Origin of the sequence: Paracoccus denitrificans, assembly GCF_900100045.1 — a bacterium.
GTDB lineage: Bacteria > Pseudomonadota > Alphaproteobacteria > Rhodobacterales > Rhodobacteraceae > Paracoccus > Paracoccus denitrificans.
Genome location: NZ_FNEA01000006.1, coordinates 35,682 through 55,782, shown reverse-complemented (window position 1 = coordinate 55,782; position 20,101 = coordinate 35,682). Strand labels below are relative to the sequence as shown.

Annotated in this window: 22 protein-coding genes; 9 read left to right on the top strand and 13 right to left on the bottom strand. The window is 67.0% G+C overall.

The window, feature by feature from the left end:
- Positions 1-31: 31 nt before the first annotated feature.
- Positions 32-577 (top strand): DUF1285 domain-containing protein, encoded by a 546-nt coding sequence (locus BLT64_RS06410; RefSeq protein ID WP_011750133.1) that lies wholly within the window; start codon positions 32-34, stop codon positions 575-577.
- 2 nt (positions 578-579) lie between these two features.
- The gene (locus tag BLT64_RS06405) at positions 580-1,335 is read left to right on the top strand and encodes a hydroxypyruvate isomerase family protein (protein ID WP_011750132.1); all 756 of its coding nucleotides are present in this window, start codon (positions 580-582) and stop codon (positions 1,333-1,335) included.
- Positions 1,336-1,418: 83 nt separating this feature from the next.
- Here BLT64_RS06405 and BLT64_RS06400 read toward each other — a convergent pair whose 3' ends face one another.
- From BLT64_RS06400 to BLT64_RS06385, 4 genes are read right to left on the bottom strand one after another with little or no spacing between them, the layout of a single operon-like run.
- On the bottom strand, positions 1,419-3,749 hold the full coding sequence (locus tag BLT64_RS06400) for an aldehyde dehydrogenase family protein (RefSeq protein ID WP_011750131.1): 2,331 nt from the start codon (positions 3,747-3,749) through the stop codon (positions 1,419-1,421).
- Between the two features lie 2 nt (positions 3,750-3,751).
- A complete protein-coding gene (deoC, locus tag BLT64_RS06395) occupies positions 3,752-4,696 on the bottom strand; it encodes a deoxyribose-phosphate aldolase (RefSeq protein ID WP_011750130.1) in 945 nt (314 codons plus the stop codon).
- 3 nt (positions 4,697-4,699) lie between these two features.
- Complete coding sequence (locus BLT64_RS06390; protein ID WP_011750129.1) at positions 4,700-5,359, bottom strand: DUF1523 family protein; 660 nt, start codon at positions 5,357-5,359, stop codon at positions 4,700-4,702.
- 10 nt (positions 5,360-5,369) lie between these two features.
- Positions 5,370-5,651, bottom strand: coding sequence for a hypothetical protein (locus BLT64_RS06385; RefSeq protein ID WP_011750128.1), 282 nt, complete (start codon positions 5,649-5,651; stop codon positions 5,370-5,372).
- 103 nt (positions 5,652-5,754) lie between these two features.
- On the opposite strand from BLT64_RS06385, the gene BLT64_RS06380 reads away from it, so the two are divergent.
- From BLT64_RS06380 to BLT64_RS06360, 5 genes are all read left to right on the top strand, one after another.
- Positions 5,755-7,056 (top strand): acetylornithine deacetylase/succinyl-diaminopimelate desuccinylase family protein, encoded by a 1,302-nt coding sequence (locus tag BLT64_RS06380; RefSeq protein ID WP_011750127.1) that lies wholly within the window; start codon positions 5,755-5,757, stop codon positions 7,054-7,056.
- A gap of 24 nt (positions 7,057-7,080) precedes the next feature.
- On the top strand, positions 7,081-7,374 hold the full coding sequence (locus tag BLT64_RS06375; protein WP_011750126.1) for an FtsB family cell division protein: 294 nt from the start codon (positions 7,081-7,083) through the stop codon (positions 7,372-7,374).
- A 234-nt stretch (positions 7,375-7,608) separates the two neighbouring features.
- A complete protein-coding gene (gene pdhA, locus BLT64_RS06370; protein WP_011750125.1) occupies positions 7,609-8,640 on the top strand; it encodes a pyruvate dehydrogenase (acetyl-transferring) E1 component subunit alpha in 1,032 nt (343 codons plus the stop codon).
- A 12-nt stretch (positions 8,641-8,652) separates the two neighbouring features.
- The gene (locus BLT64_RS06365; protein ID WP_011750124.1) at positions 8,653-10,023 is read left to right on the top strand and encodes a pyruvate dehydrogenase complex E1 component subunit beta; all 1,371 of its coding nucleotides are present in this window, start codon (positions 8,653-8,655) and stop codon (positions 10,021-10,023) included.
- Between the two features lie 12 nt (positions 10,024-10,035).
- On the top strand, positions 10,036-11,340 hold the full coding sequence (locus tag BLT64_RS06360; RefSeq protein WP_011750123.1) for a pyruvate dehydrogenase complex dihydrolipoamide acetyltransferase: 1,305 nt from the start codon (positions 10,036-10,038) through the stop codon (positions 11,338-11,340).
- A gap of 105 nt (positions 11,341-11,445) precedes the next feature.
- Here BLT64_RS06360 and BLT64_RS06355 read toward each other — a convergent pair whose 3' ends face one another.
- From BLT64_RS06355 to BLT64_RS06345, 3 genes are all read right to left on the bottom strand, one after another.
- The gene (locus tag BLT64_RS06355) at positions 11,446-14,502 is read right to left on the bottom strand and encodes an efflux RND transporter permease subunit (protein WP_011750122.1); all 3,057 of its coding nucleotides are present in this window, start codon (positions 14,500-14,502) and stop codon (positions 11,446-11,448) included.
- Positions 14,499-15,668, bottom strand: coding sequence for an efflux RND transporter periplasmic adaptor subunit (locus BLT64_RS06350; protein WP_011750121.1), 1,170 nt, complete (start codon positions 15,666-15,668; stop codon positions 14,499-14,501). Before BLT64_RS06350 ends, BLT64_RS06355 begins: the two co-directional genes overlap by 4 nt.
- Before the next feature lie 69 nt (positions 15,669-15,737).
- A complete protein-coding gene (locus BLT64_RS06345; RefSeq protein WP_011750120.1) occupies positions 15,738-16,520 on the bottom strand; it encodes a division plane positioning ATPase MipZ in 783 nt (260 codons plus the stop codon).
- A 271-nt stretch (positions 16,521-16,791) separates the two neighbouring features.
- Between BLT64_RS06345 and BLT64_RS06340 the strand changes: the two genes are divergently transcribed.
- Both BLT64_RS06340 and BLT64_RS06335 read left to right on the top strand, forming a co-directional pair.
- Positions 16,792-17,037 (top strand): hypothetical protein, encoded by a 246-nt coding sequence (locus tag BLT64_RS06340; protein ID WP_011750119.1) that lies wholly within the window; start codon positions 16,792-16,794, stop codon positions 17,035-17,037.
- A complete protein-coding gene (locus BLT64_RS06335) occupies positions 17,034-17,240 on the top strand; it encodes a hypothetical protein (RefSeq protein WP_041530428.1) in 207 nt (68 codons plus the stop codon). The genes BLT64_RS06340 and BLT64_RS06335 overlap by 4 nt, the downstream gene beginning before the upstream one ends.
- Before the next feature lie 121 nt (positions 17,241-17,361).
- On the opposite strand, the gene rpmE is transcribed toward BLT64_RS06335, so the two are convergent.
- Genes rpmE through BLT64_RS06305 form a run of 6 tightly spaced genes read right to left on the bottom strand, consistent with a single transcriptional unit; the run spans position 17,362 to position 20,061 of the window.
- A complete protein-coding gene (rpmE, locus tag BLT64_RS06330) occupies positions 17,362-17,583 on the bottom strand; it encodes a 50S ribosomal protein L31 (protein ID WP_011750118.1) in 222 nt (73 codons plus the stop codon).
- 11 nt (positions 17,584-17,594) lie between these two features.
- The gene (gene rplS, locus BLT64_RS06325; protein WP_011750117.1) at positions 17,595-17,975 is read right to left on the bottom strand and encodes a 50S ribosomal protein L19; all 381 of its coding nucleotides are present in this window, start codon (positions 17,973-17,975) and stop codon (positions 17,595-17,597) included.
- Positions 17,972-18,841, bottom strand: coding sequence for a tRNA (guanosine(37)-N1)-methyltransferase TrmD (trmD, locus tag BLT64_RS06320; protein WP_011750116.1), 870 nt, complete (start codon positions 18,839-18,841; stop codon positions 17,972-17,974). The genes rplS and trmD overlap by 4 nt, the downstream gene beginning before the upstream one ends.
- Positions 18,838-19,341, bottom strand: a complete 504-nt coding sequence (gene rimM, locus BLT64_RS06315; protein ID WP_011750115.1) for a ribosome maturation factor RimM — start codon at positions 19,339-19,341, stop codon at positions 18,838-18,840. Before rimM ends, trmD begins: the two co-directional genes overlap by 4 nt.
- On the bottom strand, positions 19,341-19,715 hold the full coding sequence (gene rpsP, locus BLT64_RS06310) for a 30S ribosomal protein S16 (RefSeq protein WP_011750114.1): 375 nt from the start codon (positions 19,713-19,715) through the stop codon (positions 19,341-19,343). Before rpsP ends, rimM begins: the two co-directional genes overlap by 1 nt.
- A gap of 49 nt (positions 19,716-19,764) precedes the next feature.
- Positions 19,765-20,061, bottom strand: a complete 297-nt coding sequence (locus BLT64_RS06305) for a chorismate mutase (protein WP_041530427.1) — start codon at positions 20,059-20,061, stop codon at positions 19,765-19,767.
- Between the last annotated feature and the right edge of the window lie 40 nt (positions 20,062-20,101).

The window sequence follows — 20,101 nt, the reverse complement described above, 5'->3', positions numbered from 1 at the left end:
ATAAAGGCAGGTGTGACGGGGTCCACAGGGAATGGAGGAAAAGACTGACAATGCCGTGAGCGATGCGGCCGGAATCGCCGCTGCCGCCAGCCGCGCCTCGAAGAAGGGGCCGCCGCCTGTGCATCTGTGGAACCCGCCCTTTTGCGGCGACCTGGACATGGAGATCCGCGCCGACGGCAGTTGGTTCTACAACGGCACGCCCATCGGCCGGCCCGAGATGGTGCGGCTTTTCGCCTCGATCCTGAAGCGCGAGGGGGATGATTACTTCCTGGTCACCCCCGTCGAAAAGGTCGGCATCCGCGTGGTCGATGCGCCCTTCATCGCCGTCGATGCCGAAATCGGCGAGGACATCGTCTTTACCACCAATGTGGGCGACCGGGTGAGCGCAGGTCCCGGGCATGAGATAGAAATGCGCGGGACGCCGGAAGAGCCCCGGCCCTATGTCCATATCCGCCGCGGTCTTTGGGCGCTGATCGACCGCAAGACGTTCTACCGACTGGCCGATGCGGCTATGCCCGGCGACAACGGGCGTATGGAAGTGCGATCGGGAGGGACGGTCTTTCCCCTGGAGCCCTGACCATGGCGCGATTTGCCGCCAACCTGACCTATCTGTTCACCGAGATGCCCATATTGCAACGCTTTGCCGCTGCAAGGCGTGCGGGCTTTCACGGGGTCGAGATCCTGTTTCCCTATGACCTTGCCGTCAAGGAGCTGGCCCAGGCCGCACAGGCGGCGGGGGTGGAGTTCGTGCTGATGAACACGCCGCCGCCGAACTGGGCCGGCGGGCCGCGCGGCTTTGCCGCCGAACCGGGCAACGAATCGCGCTTTCGCGACGATTTCGACCGCGCGCTGCGCTTTGGCCGCGCGCTGGGGGTCAAGCATCTGCATGTGATGGCCGGCAAGGCCCGGGGTGGATTGGCGCGACGCACCTTCGTCGCAAACCTGAAATGGGCCTGCGCCCGCGATGCCCGGACCAGCCTGACCATCGAGCCGATGAACCGCCACGACATGCCGGGCTATTTCCTCGACAGCTTCGATCTGGCGGCTGAGATCATGGACGAGGTCGGGGCGCCGAACCTGGGGCTGCAATTCGACGTCTATCAGGCGCAGATGATCCATGGCGATGCGCTGGCGGTCTGGCAGCGCCATACCGGGCGGATACGGCATGTCCAGATCGCCGACTGGCCCAGCCGGCACGAGCCGCGGCAGGGCGATATCGACTTCGCCGAACTGTTCCGCGCCATCGACGCTTCGGGATATCGCGGCTGGGTCGGCGCGGAATACACCCCCCGCAACTCGACCGAGGCCGGGCTGCGCTGGCTAAGCCTGGCCTGAAGCGGGCGGCACGGGAGGGGCCACGGGTCCGGGGCGCTCGATGGCCCCAGCGACCTCGTGGAAATGTCGCGCCGGACTTCGGGTCAATAGGCCGAACTGCCGGTGCCCGCAGGCAAGGCGCCATAGGGCAGCCAGATGGTCTTGGTGCGGCTGGCCGCGCGCAGGAACTCGCGGCCCTGCGCCTGCGGACCGCTCCAGTCGCGAGGTTGGGGCGTCCAGACCGGGATCAGGGTTTCGGCCGCGACCCGCTGCACTTCGGCCAGCCCCTCGCCCAGCCCGGCATGCCAGATCGCCGAGACGCCGTCATGGCCCGCCAGCGCCCGGACAAGGTCGTCGCGCGGGCCGGTGACGATGTTGACCACGCCGCCCGGCACGTCCGAACAGGCCAGCACCTGCGCCAGCGTCAGGGCCGCCATCGGCCGGTCCTGCGACGGGATGGCCACCACCGCATTGCCCATGGCGATGGCCGGCAGCACCAGCGCCATGAAGCCGGCCAGCGGCGCGGCCACGGGCGCGATCAACCCCATCACGCCATGCGGCTCGGGCTGGACGTGGCACAGATGCCCTGGCTTGGCCGAGACCGTCGCTCCATCGTATTTGTCGGCGAAACCGGCATAGAAGAAGCAGCGGCGGATGGCGGCATCGACCTCGGCCGGGCTGGCGAAGCCGGCGAATTCCGCGCGGCGCTGCGCCAGGTTCTCGGCCAGGAAATACAGCACCTGCGCCCGGCCATGGCCGCCCAGCCCCTGCCATTTCGCCAAGCCGCCCTGCGCCGCCTCGACCGCGTTGCGGATGTCCTTGCGGTTGCCCAGCGGGATCAGTTCGTCCTGCGCCGCATAGCTGGCGCCGCCGTCGGGACGCTTCTGCGCGCCGCCGATGTAAAGCTTGACCGTGCGGTCGATCCCGGCGCTTTCCTCGGGCGCCTCGGCCGGGACGATTTCGGACGGCGCCGGATCGCGCTGCGGGGCAACGGGCGCGGCGAGATAGTCCAGCATCCCCTCGCGCCCGCCCTCGCGGCCATAGCCGGAATCGCGCATGCCGCCGAAAGGGGCCGCGGCGTCGAAGAGGTTCGCGCAATTGACCCAGACCACGCCGGCCTTGATCCGTGCGGCGAGATCCGTCGCCACGGTCGCGCTTTCCGACCAGACCGAGGCCGCGAGGCCATAGCGGGTATTGTTCGCCAGATCCACCGCCTCGTCCGGGGTGCGAAAGGTCGAAAGCGTGGCGATGGGGCCGAATATCTCCTCGACCATGCCGGGATTGGCGGGCGAGATATTCTTCAGATAGCCCGGCGCGATGAAGCAGCCCGGCGCCGCCGCGCCGCCGACCAGTTCCGCCCCGGCGGCGGTCGCCCGGTCGATCAGCCGCAGGATGCGGTCCTTTTGCACGGGATCGACGATGGCGCCGATATCGGTGGACTTATCGAGCGGTGCGCCAAGACGCAGCTTCTGCATCCGCGCTCGCAAGAGCGCCTCGAACCGCGCGGCGACCGACTCGGCGACCAGGATGCGCGAGCCGGCGCAGCAGACCTCGCCCTGGTTGAACCAGATCGAATCAACCACGCCCTCGACCGCAGCGTCCAGGTCGGCGTCCTCCAAGACGACAAAGGGCGACTTGCCGCCCAGTTCCAGCGTCAGCCGCTTGCCCGAACCCGCAACGGCACGGGCAATGCCGCGCCCGACCTCGGTCGAGCCGGTGAAGGCGATCTTGTCCACCGGCGCCCGCACCAGCGCCGCCCCGGTCTCGCCATCGCCGGTGACGATGTTCACCACCCCGGCAGGCAGGCCGACATGGGCGCAGATCTCGGCGAATGCCAGCGCGGTCAGCGGCGTGTATTCGGCGGGCTTCAGCACCACCGTATTGCCGGCGGCAAGGGCCGGCGCGACCTTCCAGGCCAGCATCAGCAGCGGAAAGTTCCAGGGGATGACCTGGCCGCAAACGCCCAGCGGGCGATGGCCGGGAAACTCGGTCTCGGCCAGTTCGGCCCAGCCGGCATGGTGGTAGAAATGCCGCACCACCAGCGGGACGTCGATGTCGCGGCTTTCGCGGATCGGCTTGCCGTTGTCCAGGCTCTCCAGCACCGACAGGAAACGCTCGCGCTTCTGGATGGTCCGGGCAATGGCATAGAGGAACCGCGCCCGGTCGTGTCCCGGCATGGCGCCCCAGCCGCGCTGCGCCCGGCGGGCGGCACGCACCGCCTTCATCACGTCGCGGGCCGTGCCTTGCGTGACCTGCGCCAGTTCATCGCCGGTCGAGGGATCGCGGCTGGCGAATGTCACGCCCGGCCGGGTAAAGCGCCCGGCGATGAAATGGCCGAAGCTGCCGCGTTCGCGCAGCCAGTCGCGGACGGCAGAGGCATCCTCGGGCGCAGGGCCGTATTCCATGCTTTCCATGATCTCGCTTACCTTCGGCATGTTCACCCCGCGGCCAGACGATGGGCGCCGGCATAGCGCCCGGTGACGTGATGGGAAATCTGCCGCTCGATATCGGCCAACAGCGAACTGGCGCCGATGCGGAACAGATCGGGCCGCAGCCAGTCGCGGCCCAGCTCCTCGGCCATCAGCACCTGCCAGTTCAGCGCATCCTTGGCCGTCCGCAACCCGCCAGCCGGCTTGAAGCCCACGGCAAAGCCGGTCTGGTCGCGATAGTCGCGGATGGCGCGCAACATGACCAGCGACACCGGCAGCGTGGCGTTCACCGGCTCTTTTCCGGTCGAGGTCTTGATGAAATCGGCGCCGGCCTGCATGGCGACATGGCTGGCCCTGGCGACATTGGTCAGGGTCTTGAGCTCGCCCGTCGCCAGGATCGCCTTCATCCGCGCCGAGCCGCAAGCCTCGCGCATCTCGCATATCTCGTCGTAAAGCGCCGCCCATTCGCCGCGCAGCACCAGCGCACGGGAAATCACGATGTCGATTTCGTCCGCGCCCTGGTCCAGCGCATAGCGGATCTCGGCCAGCCGCAGGTCCAGCGGCATCAGCCCGGCGGGAAAGCCGGTCGCGACCGAGGCGACGGGGATCGCGGTGCCCCGCAGCGCCCGCTTTGCCGCCGCGACCATGGTCGGATAGACGCAGACCGCGCCGGTGGTCAGATGCTCGACCCCCAGCGCGGCAAGCTGGCCGGCATCGACGGGCTGGCGCGCCTTGGCGCAAAGCCGCGCCACGCGGTCGGGCGTGTCGTCGCCCGAAAGCGTGGTCAGGTCGATGCAGCGCACCGCGTTCAGAAGCCAGGCCGCCTGCCATTCCTTCTTGAGACTGCGTCGCGCGGCCAGGCTCGTGGCGCGGCGCTCGGCGGCCGGGGTGTTGACCTGGATGTTCTCGAACCAGTCGAGGCGGAAATCGGTGCCGGGGTTCTTGCGCTCCATCGCTCAGCGTCCCCGCAGCCCGTCCCACCAGCGCCGCATGCGGCCGCGTGCCCGGTCGCGGGCCGCGTCGGCGCGGGCGTCCAGCCGGTCCCATGCTTCGTCGGCGGAACGCATGGCGGGGTCGATGGTGCGTTCGCGGAACTGGTTCCACATGCGCCAGAGCAGGAACAGCAGCCCGCCCAGGATCACCAGGATGATCTGCGCCGCCCAGTTGAAGGGCCGCATCTCGGGCCCCGCCACCGGCTTGATCGAGATGGCGTTCGGATAGACCGAGAGCCAGGCGATGCGCCAGCCGTATGAGGTCACGCTGACCCATTCCGGGCTGGCCGCGGTCGAGCGCAGGTCGGTCGCCTGCGCATGCAGGTTCGAGCTGTCGTATTTGAAATAGGGCGGCCAGATCCAGCCGGTATCCTCGTTGCGATAGACATAGGGCTTGCCGTTCGGGCGCACCGTGTCGATGAAGCGCACGTCGCGCTGGCCCTGCGCGTTCTGCACCGTGCCGGTGTCGGGCGAGGCGTAGAAGACCGCATTGGCACCGATGTCGGTCAGCCGGTTATAGGTGTTGGTGATGCGGACCGTCTGCTTCGAGGGCAGCGTGTAATCCAGGAACAGAAAGACCACGATCCCGAAGATCACCCCAAGGACGGTCAGGAACCAGCGCATCGGCGCCCCCTCAATTGTAGTTCACGATCACGATGATCACGACGATCGCGACCACCGGCAGGACCAGCACCAGCCCGACGAGCCGCGCCCGCAGGGTGTTGCTGAACCCCACCATCGAACGCCGCACGAACTCGGCGCGTTCCGGCGAAGCGCCCGCGCGTTCGGGATGCCGGCGATCCCATTCCTTTTCAAGCTCTTCGCGGCGCAGGCTGCGGATATAGATCCAGATCAGCACGTAAAAGATCAGCTCGACGACCAGGACCATGCCGATCAGGCGAAGAAAGGCGATCATCGGGCGGAACCTTCGTTGCAAAGCCTGCCCCATGGAAGGCCCGCGCGACCCGACTGTCAATGACCCCATTGCCGCGCGGGACGCCGCGGCCTAGCCTTGGGCCATGGACGCGCTTGCCCTCGAAATCGAAAACCGCCGCGACGATCTGATCCGCCTGACGCAGGATCTGATCCGCATTCCGACGCTGAACCCGCCGGGCCGCAACTATCGCGAGATCTGCGAATATCTTCAGGCACGGCTGGCGCCCCGGGGCTGGACCTGCGAACTGATCCGCGCCCACGGTGCCCCGGGCGACAGCGAGGCCTTTCCGCGCTGGAACCTGGTCGCCCGCCATCGGGGCGGCCCGCGCGGCGAATGCGTGCATTTCAACAGCCATCACGACGTGGTCGAGGTCGGCCATGGCTGGAGCCGCGATCCCTTTGCCGCGGAACTGGACGACGGGCGGATCTATGGCCGCGGCGCCTGCGACATGAAGGGCGGGCTGGCCGCCAGCATCATCGCCGCCGAAGCCTTTACCGCGCTTTACCCCGACCATCCGGGCCAGATCGAGATCAGCGCCACGGCGGACGAGGAATCGGGCGGCTTCGGCGGCGTGGCCTATCTGGCAGGCCAGGGCGCCTTTGCCCATGTCGGCCATGTCATCATCCCCGAGCCCCTGCACAAGGACCGCATCTGCCTGGGCCATCGCGGTGTATGGTGGGCCGAGATCGAGACGCACGGCCGCATCGCCCATGGCTCGATGCCCTTCCTGGGCGACAGCGCCATCCGCCACATGGGCGCGGTGCTGGAAGAGATGGAGCGCACGCTGTTCCCGCTGCTCATGACCAAACGGACCCAGATGCCGGTGATCCCCGAAGGCGCGCGCAATTCGACGCTGAACATCAACTCGATCCATGGCGGCGAGCCGGATCTCGGCCCGGATTTCACCGGCCTGCCAGCGCCCTGCGTCGCCGACCGCTGCCGCATCATCATCGACCGCCGCTTCCTGATCGAAGAGGAACTGTCGGAAGTAAAGCGCGAGGTCGCCGCGCTCCTGGAAAAGGTCAAGGCGCAAAGGCCCGGTTTCACCTATGAAATCCGCGACCTGTTCGAGGTGATCCCCAGCATGACCGACCGCGAGGCGCCGGTGGTGCGCTCGACCGCCGCCGCCATCGAGCGGGTGCTGGGCCGCGAGGCTGGCTATGTGGTCAGCCCCGGCACCTATGACCAGAAGCATATCGACCGCATCGGCAAGCTGAAGAACTGCATCGCCTACGGGCCGGGCGTGCTGGACCTGGCGCATCAGCCCGACGAATGGGTCGGCGTGCAGGATATGCAGGATTCCGCTCGTGTCATGGCCCTGGTGCTCGACGACATCCTGCACGGCGCATCGGGGGATTCCCCCGGCCGGCCGCCTGTGGCATGATCGCGCGAAACAACCGAGCAGCCCATGACCCAACGCCTGTCGATCAGCGCCCTCATCTTCTTTATCGTGATGATCCTCCTGGGCGTCTATTTCGCCTATGCGGCGGTGCAGGGCCCCTCGGGCATCCTGCGACGGGTGCAGTTGCAGGCCGAGACGCAGGAACTGATCCAGCAGCGCGACAGGCTGCAGGCCGAGGTCGACCGCATGCGCAACCTGACCCGGCGGCTGTCGGACGAATATCTGGACCTCGACCTTCTGGACGAACGCGCCCGCGACGTGCTGGGCCTGGTGCGCGCGGACGAAATCATCATCCGCTGAGCCTTTCTCGGCTCGTCCCGAATTTCACCGTTCCCCAAATACTCATGCGACCGCGCCGCCGGGCGCCGCGCCCGCGTCTGAGGCGCCCGATCCCCGGTGCCGCCGGAATTGCCCGTGCAAGCGGCTTTTCGCATCAGCCCTCTGGACGGATGCACGAGTCCGGTTTACTTCCCCCGAAAGCTTCGCCTAGAATTAGTTTAACGCTGAACTATCCCCGCCCCGAGGAGGAGGCCCATGGTCAGAAAGCCCGCAGCCAAGCAAAGCACGCCCAACGTGTCCAAGGATGAGCTGCTCAAATACTACCGCGACATGCTGCTTATCCGGCGATTCGAGGAAAAGGCCGGCCAGCTTTACGGCATGGGCCTGATCGGCGGCTTCTGCCACCTCTACATCGGGCAGGAAGCCGTGGTCGTCGGCCTGGAATCCATCGCCAAGGAAGGTGACAAGCGCATCACCAGCTATCGCGACCACGGCCACATGCTGGCCTGCGGCATGGAAGCCCGCGGCGTGATGGCCGAGCTGACCGGACGGATCGGCGGCTATTCCAAGGGCAAGGGCGGCTCGATGCACATGTTCAGCCGCGAGAAGCATTTCTACGGCGGCCATGGCATCGTCGCGGCCCAGGTGCCGCTGGGCGCCGGCCTGGCCTTTGCCGACAAGTATCTGGGCAACGACAACGTCACCTTCGTCTATTTCGGCGACGGCGCCTCGAACCAGGGCCAGGTCTACGAGACCTACAACATGGCCGAGCTGTGGGAACTGCCGGTCGTCTTCGTCATCGAGAACAACCAGTATGCCATGGGCACCTCGATGAAGCGCTCGACCAAATCGACCACGCTTTTCGGCCGCGGCGAAAGCTTCGGCATCAAGGGCGAACAGGTCGACGGCATGGACGTGCTGGCGGTCAGGGCCGCGGGCGAAAAGGCCGTGGCGCATTGCCGCGCCGGCAAGGGGCCATACATCCTGGAAGTCATGACCTATCGCTATCGCGGCCACTCGATGTCCGACCCGGCGAAATACCGCACCCGCGAGGAAGTGCAGAAGATGCGCGACGAACGCGACGCCATCGAACATGTGCGCGAGTTGCTGTTGCAGGGCCAGCACGCCTCCGAAGAGGACCTGAAGGCCATCGACAAGGAGATCAAGGATATCGTGAACGACTCCGCCGAGTTCGCCAAGGAAAGCCCCGAGCCGCCGCTGGAAGAGCTGTGGACCGACATCTATGCCAAAGAAGTGCCGCAGGGCGGCGCCGAAGCGAACGCCTGAGGGGAGGGAACCATGGCAACCGAAATCCTGATGCCCGCCCTGTCGCCGACCATGGAGGAAGGCACGCTGGCCAAATGGCTGGTCAAGGAAGGCGATAACGTGAAATCCGGCGACATCATCGCCGAAATCGAAACCGACAAGGCCACGATGGAGTTCGAGGCCGTCGACGAGGGCATCCTCGGCAAGATCCTGATCGCCGAGGGCAGCCAGGGGGTCAAGGTCAACACCCCCATCGCGGTGCTGGTCGAGGAAGGCGAATCCGTCGATGCCGCCCCGGCGCCGAAGACCGAGGCCGCACCCGCCGAGGCCAGGGCAGAGGCTCCGGCCGCCCCGGCGCAGGCCGCCGCGCCTGCCCCCGCCCCGGTCGCGGACCTCTCGCCCGACTGGCCGGAAGGCACGCCGATGAAGACCATGACCGTGCGCGAAGCCCTGCGCGAGGCCATGGAAGAGGAAATGAACCGCGACGAGACCGTCTTCCTGATGGGCGAGGAAGTCGGCGAATACCAGGGTGCCTACAAGATCAGCCAGGGCCTCCTGGACAAGTTCGGCCCGCGCCGCGTGGTCGATACGCCGATCTCGGAAATCGGCTTCGCCGGCATCGGCACCGGCGCCGCCATGGCCGGGCTGCGCCCCATCGTCGAGTTCATGACCTTCAACTTCGCCATGCAGGCCATCGACCACATCATCAACTCGGCCGCCAAGACGCTTTACATGTCCGGCGGCCAGATGGGCTGCCCCATCGTCTTCCGCGGTCCGAACGGCGCCGCCGCCCGCGTGGCGGCCCAGCACAGCCAGGACTACGCCGCCTGGTATGCCCAGATCCCCGGCCTCAAGGTGGTGATGCCCTATTCGGCCGCCGATGCGAAGGGCCTGCTGAAACAGGCGATCCGCGACCCGAACCCGGTAATCTTCCTGGAGAACGAGATCCTCTACGGCCGCAGCTTCGAGGTGCCGGATCTCGAGGATTTCACCATCCCCTTCGGCAAGGCCAGGATCGTGCGCCCCGGCAAGGACGTGACGCTGGTCAGCTTCGGCATCGGCATGGCCCACGCGCTGGAAGCGGCCGAGAAGCTGGCCGCCGAGGGCATCGAGGCCGAGGTGATCGACCTGCGCACCCTGCGCCCCATCGATTACGGCACGCTGATCGAATCGGTAAAGCGCACCAACCGCTGCGTCACGGTGGAAGAGGGCTTCCCGGTCGCCTCGATCGGCAACCACCTCTCGGCCTATATCATGGAGAACGCCTTCGACTATCTCGACGCGCCGGTGATCAACTGCACCGGCAAGGACGTGCCCATGCCCTATGCCGCGAACCTTGAAAAGCACGCGCTGATCACCGCCGACGAGGTGGTGGCGGCGGTCAAGAAAGTCACCTACCGCTAAGGAGCGAGCGAGATGCCGACAGAAATCCTGATGCCCGCGCTTTCTCCGACCATGGAAGAGGGCACGCTGGCCAAATGGCTGGTGAAAGAGGGCGACGAGGTCAAATCCGGCGACATCCTGGCCGAGATCGAGACCGACAAGGCCACGATGGAATTCGAGGCCGTGGACGAAGGCAAGCTGGGCAAGATCCTGATCGCCGAGGGCACGGCGGGGGTCAAGGTCAACACCCCCATCGCCGTGCTGCTGGAAGAAGGCGAATCCGCCGACGACATCGGCGCGGCGCCGGCGCCCAAACCCGAAGCCAAGGCCGAGGCCGATGCCCCGAAGGCCGAGGCCGCCGCGGCACCGGCGGCAGCCGCAGCCCCTGCCCCGGCCGCGCCGAAATCGGCCGATGGCGGGCGCATCTTCGCCTCGCCGCTGGCCCGGCGCATCGCGGCCGAAAAGGGCATCGACCTCGCCTCGGTCGCCGGCTCGGGTCCGCATGGCCGCATCGTCAAGGCGGATGTCGAGGGCGCCAAGCCCGGCGCGGCCAAGCCCGCCGCCGAGGCTCCGAAAGCCGCCCCTGCCCCGGCGGCCGCCGCACCTGCCGGCCCCTCCGCGGAAACCATCCTCAAGATGTATGCCGACCGCGAGACCGAAGAAGTGGCGCTGGACGGCATGCGCCGCACCATCGCCGCACGCCTGTCGGAAGCCAAGCAGACCATCCCGCATTTCTACCTGCGCCGGTCCGCAAAGCTAGACGAGTTGATGAAGTTCCGCGCCATGCTGAACAAGCAGCTGGAATCGCGCGGCGTGAAGCTGTCGGTCAACGACTTCATCATCAAGGCCTGCGCGCTGGCACTGCAAGAGGTGCCGGATGCCAACGCGGTCTGGGCCGGCGACCGCATCCTCAAGCTTAAGCCTTCGGACGTGGCCGTCGCCGTGGCGATCGAGGGCGGACTCTTCACCCCGGTGCTCAAGGACGCGCAGCAAAAGACCCTGTCGGCGCTGTCCGCCGAGATGAAGGACCTGGCCAACCGCGCCAAGACCAAGAAGCTAGCGCCGCATGAATACCAGGGCGGCAGCTTCGCTATCTCGAACCTCGGCATGTTCGGGATCGAGAACTTCGACGCGGTGATCAACCCGCCGCATGGCGCGATCCTTGCCGTCGGCGCCGGCATCCAGACCCCGGTGGTCGAGAATGGCGAGGTGGTGGTCCGCAACGTCATGTCGATGACCCTGTCGGTCGACCACCGCGTGATCGACGGCGCGCTTGGCGCCCAGTTGCTGGAAGCCATCGTCAAGCATCTGGAAAACCCCATGGGCATGCTGGCCTGATCGCCGGCAAGAACGAACGGACAAGGGGGCCTTCGCGGCCCCCTTTTTTTTTCGTTTTCCAAGTACCCCGCGGGGGTCCGGGGGCGCGAAGCCCCCGGTGCGGCCTCACTCGCCCGCCGCCTCCGGTGCCGCATTCAGCCCGATCCGCCGCCGCAGCCAGCGCGCCACCCGCACCTGCCCGCCATGGATGACCGAGAACAGCGAGGGCACGAACAGCAGCGACAGCAGCGTGGACAGCAGCAGCCCGCCGATCACCGCGATGGCCATGGGCGAGCTGAACTCGGCCCCCTCGCCCGTGCCGAGCGCCGAGGGCACCATGCCCGCCGTCATGGCGATGGTGGTCATCACGATGGGCCGGGCGCGCTTGTGCACCGCATCCAGGATCGCCGCCCGCTTTTCGGTGCCCTGGTCCATGGAGCTGACCGCGAATTCCACCAGCATGATGGCGTTCTTGGTCACGATCCCCATCAGCATCAGGAAGCCGATCACCACCGCCATGCTGATCGAGTTGCCGGTCAGGAACAGCGCCAGGATCGCGCCGCCGATGGCCAGCGGCAGCGACATCAGGATCGAAACCGGAGTGACGAAATTGTGGAACAGGAGCACCAGCACCACATAGGTCAGGAGCACGCCCGAGATCATCGCCACGGTGAAGGCCTGGAACACCTCGGCCATGATCTCGGCATCGCCCGAGGCCTGGATCTCTGTCCCCGCCGGCAGTTCCACCTGGCCCTGCAAGGCCGTCACCTGCGCGTTCACCGGCCCCAGCAGCGCACCGCCCGCCAGGTTCGCCGATACCGTGGTGCGATAGCGTCGGTCATAGCGGCCGATCTCGGTCGCCCCGGCCGAAATCGACACATCCGCCACCACCTCCAGCGGCACCTGCCCGGCCGAGCTTGGCACCCGCAGGTTGCGCACCGTCATCAGGTCGCGCCGGGCGGATTCGTCCAGCCGCACCATGATCGGGATCTGCTTGTCTCCGGTGTTGAACTTGGCAAGGTTCGATTCCGTGTCGCCCAGCGTCGCCACCCGCAGCGTCGTCGCCAGCGCGCTTGCGGTCACGCCAAGCTGGGCCGCGACCTCGGGCCGGGGATGGATCTGGATCTCGGGGCGCTGCAGGCTGGCCGAGGATGTCACCCCCTCCAGCGTGGGCAGCGTCTTCATCGCCGCCATCAGCCGCTCGGCCGCATCGGCCGCGCCCTCCTCGCTGTCGCCCAGGACCGAGATCGACAGATCGGCATTGCCCTCCTCGTTCTGGAAATTGATCCTCATGTCGGGGATCTGCGACAGGTCGCGCTTCAATTCATCCTCGATCACGAAACTGGATCGCTCGCGCTCTTCCTTGGGGCCGTAATTGACCATCAGCTTGGCTTTGGTCACGTCGTCCTCGCCGCCATTGACGAAGACCGAGCGCACCTCGGGCACCGCCTTGATGCGCTGCGAGATCATCCGCGCCGCCGCCTCGGTTTCGGAAACCGTCGCGCCGGGCGGCAGTTCGATGCTGATCTGGCTGCGGCCGACATCCGAGGCCGGGATGAACTCGGTCGGCAGCAGCGTGGCGGAATAGATCGAGCCGGCAAAGACCCCCAGCCCCATCAGCAGCGTCAGGCCGCGATGGCGCAGCGTCCAGGCCAGAACCGCCATCAGGTTGCGCAGCACCGGCCCGTCGCGCTCTTCGGGCAGGCGGGTGTTGTCGCGCAGGAAATAGGCCGCCAGCATCGGCGTGATCAGCCGCGCCACCAGCAATGAGAACAGGACCGAGACCGCGACGGTCAGCCCGAACTGCTTGAAATACTGCCCCGGAATCCCGCCCATGAAGCTGACCGGAGCAAACACCGCCACGATGGAAAAGCTGATGGCGATGACGGTCAGGCCGATCTCGTTCGCGGCCTCCATGCTGGCCTCGTAGGCCGGAACGCCCATGTTGATGTGCCGGACGATATTCTCGATCTCGACGATGGCGTCGTCGACCAGGATGCCGGTGACCAGCGTGATGGCAAGAAGGCTGATGCCGTTCAGCGTAAAGCCCAGCCAGTGCATGACGAAGAAGGTCGGGATGATCGACAGGGGCAGCGCCACGGCGGCGATCAGGGTCGCACGCCAGTTCCTCAGGAACAGGAACACCACCACCACCGCCAGCGCCGCGCCCTCGTAGAGCGTCTCCATGGTCGAGTGATAGCTGCCCGAGGTATAGGTCGTCGCATCGTCGATCAGGGTGATCCGGGTGCCGGGATTGCGCGCCTCGATCTCGGCGATGCGGGCCTTGGCGCCGTCGCCCGCCTCCAGGTCGGATTCGCCGCTGGCGCGGAAGACGCCGAAGGCCACCACCGGCTGGCCGTCGAGCAGCGCGAACTTGCGTTCCTCGCTGGCGCCGTCGGTCACGCTGCCCAACTGGTCCAGCCGCACCGTGCGCCCGCCGCCGATCAGGATCGGCGTCGCACCCAGCCGGGCCACGTCGCCCGCCGATCCCAGCGCGCGGATGGAGTATTCCGTGCCGGCCAGATCGCCGCGCCCGCCGCCCATGTCGATGTTCTTGGCCCGAAGCTGGTCCGAGATTTCGGCCGCCGTCAGCCCGAAGGCCATGATGCGATCGGGGTCCAGCTCGACATTGATCTGCCGGTCGGCACCGCCGATACGGGTGATGCTGGCCACGCCGGACACGGTGGACAGGTCGCGCGACACCACGTCGTCGACGAAATCCGACAGCCCCTCGATGCTCATGCCGGGGTTGCTGACGGCATAGGTCAGGATCGCCATGCCGCTGATATCGATGCGGTGGATCAGCGGTTCGACGATGGATTCGGGCAGGTCGGCGCGGACATTGGCCACCGCGTCCTTCACGTCGTTCACGGCGCGGTCGGTATCGGTCTCCAACTCGAACTCGACATAGATCCGCGCCGAACTGTCGGTCGCAGACGAGGTGATGTGCCGGACGCCGGTGATCGAGGCAATGGAATCCTCGATCGGCTGGATCACCTGCCGGGTCAGCTCGCTGGGCGCGGCGCCGGGCTGGCTGACCACCACGCTGACCAGCGGCAGGTCGATGTTCGGCATGGCCGTGACCGCCAGCCGGCTGAAGCTGTAGAACCCCATCAGCATCAGCACGAGGAAGATCGCGATGGGCGGCACCGGATGGCGTATGGACCAGGCCGAGAAGTTCATGGCGCCGCCCGCACCTGGTCGCCGCTGCGGAAGAAGGCACCGGCGCGGGCCACGACCGTCTCGCCCGGGGCCAGCCCGTCGAGGATCTCGCGGCGGCCCTGCCAGACAAGCCCGCCGCGGACCTCGCGCGTCTCGATCTGGCCGTCCTTGACCACCTGTACCCGCTCGCCCGAGGCATCGGCAAGGATGGCCGAGGCGGGCACGGTCACCGCCTCACGGCGGTCGGTGATGATCCATCCGCTGGCGAAAAGCCCCGGACGCAAGCGCGGGTCGGGGTCCAGCGCGATTCGCGCCGGGCCAAGCCGCGTGACCGGGTCGACGGCGGCCGGCACCAGCCGCAGCTTGCCCTGGACGCGACCAAGGCCGGCGACCTGGATTTCGGCAGCATCGCCGGCTTTCAACTGGCTCAGCGCGGTTTCGATCACATCGGCCTCAAGCTCGACCTCGCCGCCGGCAATCAGGGTGAACAGCGGCTCGCCGCCACTGCCGGGAATGGCACCCAGCCGGGCGGTCCGCGCCACGACCACGCCGTCGACCGGCGCCGTGACGCTGGCATGGCCCAGGTTCAGCTGCGCGATGCGCCGCGCCGCCGCAGCCTGCGCAAGCGCGGCCCGCGCCACCCCCAGCCCGTCCGAGGCCGAGGCCGCCGCCGCCCGCGCCGAAGCCTCGGCCGCGATGGCCTGGTCCAGCACCGCCTGGCTGGCATTGCCGCTTTGCCGCAGGCTGCGGGTGCGCTCCAACGTCGCCACCGCCTGCGTCAGGCTGGCCTCGGCGCTGGCGATCTGGCTTTCGGCCTGACTGATTCCCGCCTCGGCGCGCTGATATTCGGCCTCGGCCTGAGCCAGTTGCGCCGACAACACATCCTCGGACAGCCGCGCCAGCACCGCGCCGGCCTCGACGCGGTCGCCGACCTCGGCCTCGAGCCGGGTGATCTCGTGACCCGAGACCAGGGCATGGACCTGCACCTCCTGCCGGGCGACCAGAGAGCCCGAGACCGGCACGCGCGCCTCGATCCAGCCGCGCTCGGCATCGGCCAGCGTCACCACGGGCAATTCGGCTTGCTCGACTGCGCCTGCCGTCTCGGCCATGGCGGCCAGACCCGATCCCGACAGGGACAAGGCAAGCGCCAGAATCGCGATCCGGGTGATCCGGCAGGTTGCCGTCATCGTCCCCTCCAAACCAATCTGCGGCGCAACATAATGGCGCCAGTCGCCGGCAACAATGCCAGCCGGGTTTCAGAAGGAAACGCTGACGCCGGGTAGGTTCAACTCGCCGATCAGCTCACGCAGTTCCTGGCGGGCGGCGATATTCGACATGCTGAGCTGTTCCGTGCCGATATCCTTGAGGTCCAGGAGCGTCAATCCGCGCGGAAACAGCTCGCGAAAGATCACCCGCTCGGAAAAACCGGGCGCGACGCGAAAGCCGATGCGCTTGGACAGCGTGGTCAATGCGCCGCCGACCTTGCGCTTGTTGTGCATCGCCTGCGTGCCCAGCCGGTTGCGCAGCACCAGCCAGTCGATCGGCCCGGCACCGGCCTCGCCGCGCAACTGGCGGGCGGACCAGACCATCTCGGCATAGATCGAGGGGCCGAGGATCCTGCCCTCGGGCGACATGCGGGCCAAGAGGTCGAAATCGACGAAACTGTCGTTCATCGGCGTGATCAGCGTGTCGGCCAGCGTATGCGCCATCTGGCTGAGCCGCGTATGCGAGCCGGGGCAGTCCAGCAGGATGAAATCGCATTCCCGGTCCAGCGCGTCCACCGCCTGCGACAAGGGGTCGGGGCCGCCGGGGCTTTCGGGCTCCAGATGCCCCAGCAGCGGCGTCGGCAGGTCCAGCCCCTCGCGTTGGGCAAAGGCGGCGCGGTTCTCCAGATAACGGCCGAAGCTGCGCTGGCGCACGTCCAGGTCCAGCGCGCCGACCTTATGGCCCATGCGCGCCAGCGCGGTCGCCACATGCATCGAGGTCGTGGACTTGCCCGAACCGCCCTTTTCGTTCCCGACGACGATGATATGCGCCACGAATCCCCCTGCGATGCCCGCCCGCGTCGCGCCGGACCATAGGCCGCGCCCGCCACGATGAAAAGCGTCGAGACCGGCCGAATCGCAACGGGAGGCGTGCTTTTCGCGACGGAACGCCGCCGCCCGTCCGGCTGCTCAACCTTTTGTTCCGGCTTCATTCTTTCATCACGACAAGATGAGTCGATATTTATCTTGTAAAACACGATCAAACATGTCGTTATATAGCCATGCCGGAACCCCCGGCCGGATCAGCCAAGGGAAGGAGCCAGAGATGACCATGTTGAACCATCTGACGGCCTTTGCCGGTCGCACGCGGCGGATCACCCCTGCCCCGCCCCGCTATGCCGTCAGCCTGATCGACCGGCGCACCGGCAAGCCGCATCGCATTTCCGACATTCCGCTGCGGCTGATCACCTGCGAACCCTTCGAGACAGCACGCGAATTGATGCGCGACCGCGATCCGGCGCGCTGGGACACCGCCATCCATCGCCTCGACCGGAAAGGGACGATCCAATGATCCGCGCCATCTTCTCCAAGCCGAGCTGCGACTACGCCACCATCGCGCTGTCACCCTATCAAAGCGCGCAAGGCCCGGTATTGCGCGAATATCACGACGGCCGGGTGGTGATCGATACCGGCCGGGGCCAGTTGGCCGGCCATGCCCTGAACCGCAGCCCCGGCATGCCGGTCTGGATGCCGCTGTTCGGCCTGGCCTATTGAGCCTGCAATCCGGCGCGGCCCGACCTGTCGCGACCGCGCCGCCTCCGGGCCGCCCACCGCCCGCCGCAACGAAAAACGCCGCCCTTCGGGGCGGCGTTCGTATTTCCGGCAGGCGACTGGATCAAAAACCCAGGCCGGCGTATTTGTTCTTGAACTTCGACACGCGGCCGCCGGTGTCCATCAGCTTGGCCGAGCCGCCGGTCCAGGCGGGATGCGAGTTCGGATCGATGTCCAGCGACATGGTGTCGCCTTCCTTGCCCCAGGTCGAACGCACCTGATAGGTGGTGCCGTCGGTCATCTTGACCTCGATCAGGTGGTAATCGGGATGGATGTCTGCTTTCATGGCGCGTCTCCTCAGGCCTTGGCGTCGGCTTTGGGCTTGTAGTTGCTGACCTCGGCGATCCGGGCCGACTTGCCGCGGCGATCGCGCAGGTAATACAGCTTGGCGCGGCGAACGCGGCCACGGCGCACGACGGTGATCGAGTCGATGTTGGTCGAATAGAGCGGGAAGACGCGCTCGACGCCCTCGCCGAACGAGATCTTGCGCACGGTGAACGAGGCGCCGATGCCGCCGCCCTTGCGCGAAATGACCACGCCTTCGTACATCTGCACGCGGGTACGGGTGCCTTCGGTCACCTTGTAGCCGACGCGCACGGTGTCGCCGGCCTTGAAATCGGGGATGTCCTTGCCGAGCGCGGCGATCTGCTCGGCTTCCAACTGGGCGATCAGGTTCATCGCTTTGGTTCCTCTTGATGCTCGCGGTAGTCCCGCGATTGGTCTGATGCGCCCGAGAGCTGTCGGTCCTTTGCCGGGTCCATATGGGCTTGCCCATATGCCCGCCACAGGTCGGGGCGGCGTTCCTTGGTCAGCCTTTCGGCCATGTCGCGCCGCCAACTGGCAATAGCCGCGTGATTGCCGGACAAAAGCACTTCCGGGATCGCGCGGCCTTCCCAAAGGGCGGGCTTCGTATACTGCGGATGTTCCAGCAGGCCGCCATGGTCCGGGGAAAAGGATTCCTCGGCCAGAGAGTCCTGATTCCCCAGCACGCGCGGTATAAGGCGAACCGTCGCGTCGATCAAGACCTGAGCCGCCAGTTCCCCGCCGGTCAGGACATAATCGCCGATGCTGATCTCTTCGACGCCATGGGCGTCCAGCACGCGCTGGTCCACGCCCTCGAACCGGCCGCAGATCAGCGTCATGCCGGGGCCCCGCGCCAACTCCCTGGCCCGGCCTTGGGTGAAAGGCTTGCCGCGCGGCGAAAGATAGATCACCGGCAGATCGCCGCCCGCCTCGCGCAGCGCCGCATCCATCACGTCGGGACGGATCACCATGCCGGCGCCGCCGCCGGCGGGCGTATCGTCCACGTTGCGATGCTTGCCGATGCCAAAGGGGCGCAGGTCGATGCTGCGCAGGTTCCACAGCCCCTCGGCCAGCGCCTTTCCCGTCAAGGAAAGGCCCAGAACCCCCGGAAAAGCCTCGGGGAAAAGCGTGACGACCTGTGCGGTCCAGGCGCCCTTGACCTGCGGCTCGGCCATGAGGTCGCGCGGCTGCGTGCTGGCGCGGATGGACAGCCGGCCGTGGGATTTCGGAGCCTCGCTCATTCCTGCTCTTCCGGCGGGTCGGCGACGATGCGGCCGGCGGCCAGATCGACCGTGGGCACGAAGGCGCGGGTAAAGGGCAAGAGCAGCACCTGCCGGCGACCGGGTCCGAATATCTCCAGGATGTCGCCGGCGCCATGGTCGTAGATCGCGCGGACCTTGCCGAGAAGCGCCCCGCCGGTGTCATAGACCGACAGGCCGATCAGGTCGGCATGATAGAATTCGTCGTCCGGCAGGGCCGGAAGCTTGTCGCGGTCGGCCCAAAGCGTCACGCCCTTCAGCGCCTCGGCCTGTTCGCGCGTCTCGACGCCCGATAGCCGGGCGCCAAGCCCGCCCGTCACCGGCCGCGTCAGGCGGATGGTGAACGAGCGGTTTCCGTCTTCGGTGTAAAGCGGGGAATATCCGGCAATATCGTTTGGTTGCGAGGTAAAGCTCTTCAGCCTCACCTCGCCCCGGACGCCGAAGGCGCCCGCGATCGCACCGACACAGACCCGCTCAGTCATTATTCCGAAGCGGCTTCTTCGGCCGGGGCGTTGGCGGCGGCCTCACGGGCGGCACGCTTTTCGGCGCGCTCTTTCGCGGCCTTGCCGGGTTCGCCTTTCTTCAGGTTCTTGCGCTCGGCCTTCTCCTTGACGCCGGCGGCTTCCAGGAAGCGGGCGACGCGGTCGGTCGGCTGCGCGCCCTGGCCCAGCCAGTACTGCACGCGCTCGAGGTTCATCTTGATGCGATCCTCGGAATCCTTCGGCAGCAGCGGGTTGTAGGTGCCCAGCTTCTCGATGAAGCGGCCGTCGCGCGGCATGCGCGAATCGGACGCGACGATGGCGTAATGGGGGCGTTTCTTCGAGCCACCACGGGCCAGGCGGATTTTCATTGCCATTGGGTTTTCTCCTTTGAAATGGCGTGATTGCGGCGGGGCGATGCCCTGCCTACGATTGGAAGGTCTCGTGATGCCGGATCACTTCGGCGATCACGAAGTTCAGGAATTTGCGCGCGAATTCCGGGTCCAGATCGGCCTCGCGCGCGAGGCGTTCCAGCCGCTCGATCTGCTGCGCCTCGCGGGCGGGATCGGACGGAGGAAGGTCGTGTTCGGCCTTCAGGCGGCCGACGGATTGGGTGTGCTTGAAGCGTTCGGCCAGCGTATAGACCAGGATCGCGTCCAGCCGGTCGATGCTGGCGCGATGCTCCTTGAGCAGGGCCGCGGCGCGGGCGGTCGGGTCACTCATCGGGGTCTCCGCTGGCTGGAATTCTGGCTGCACGGGGCAT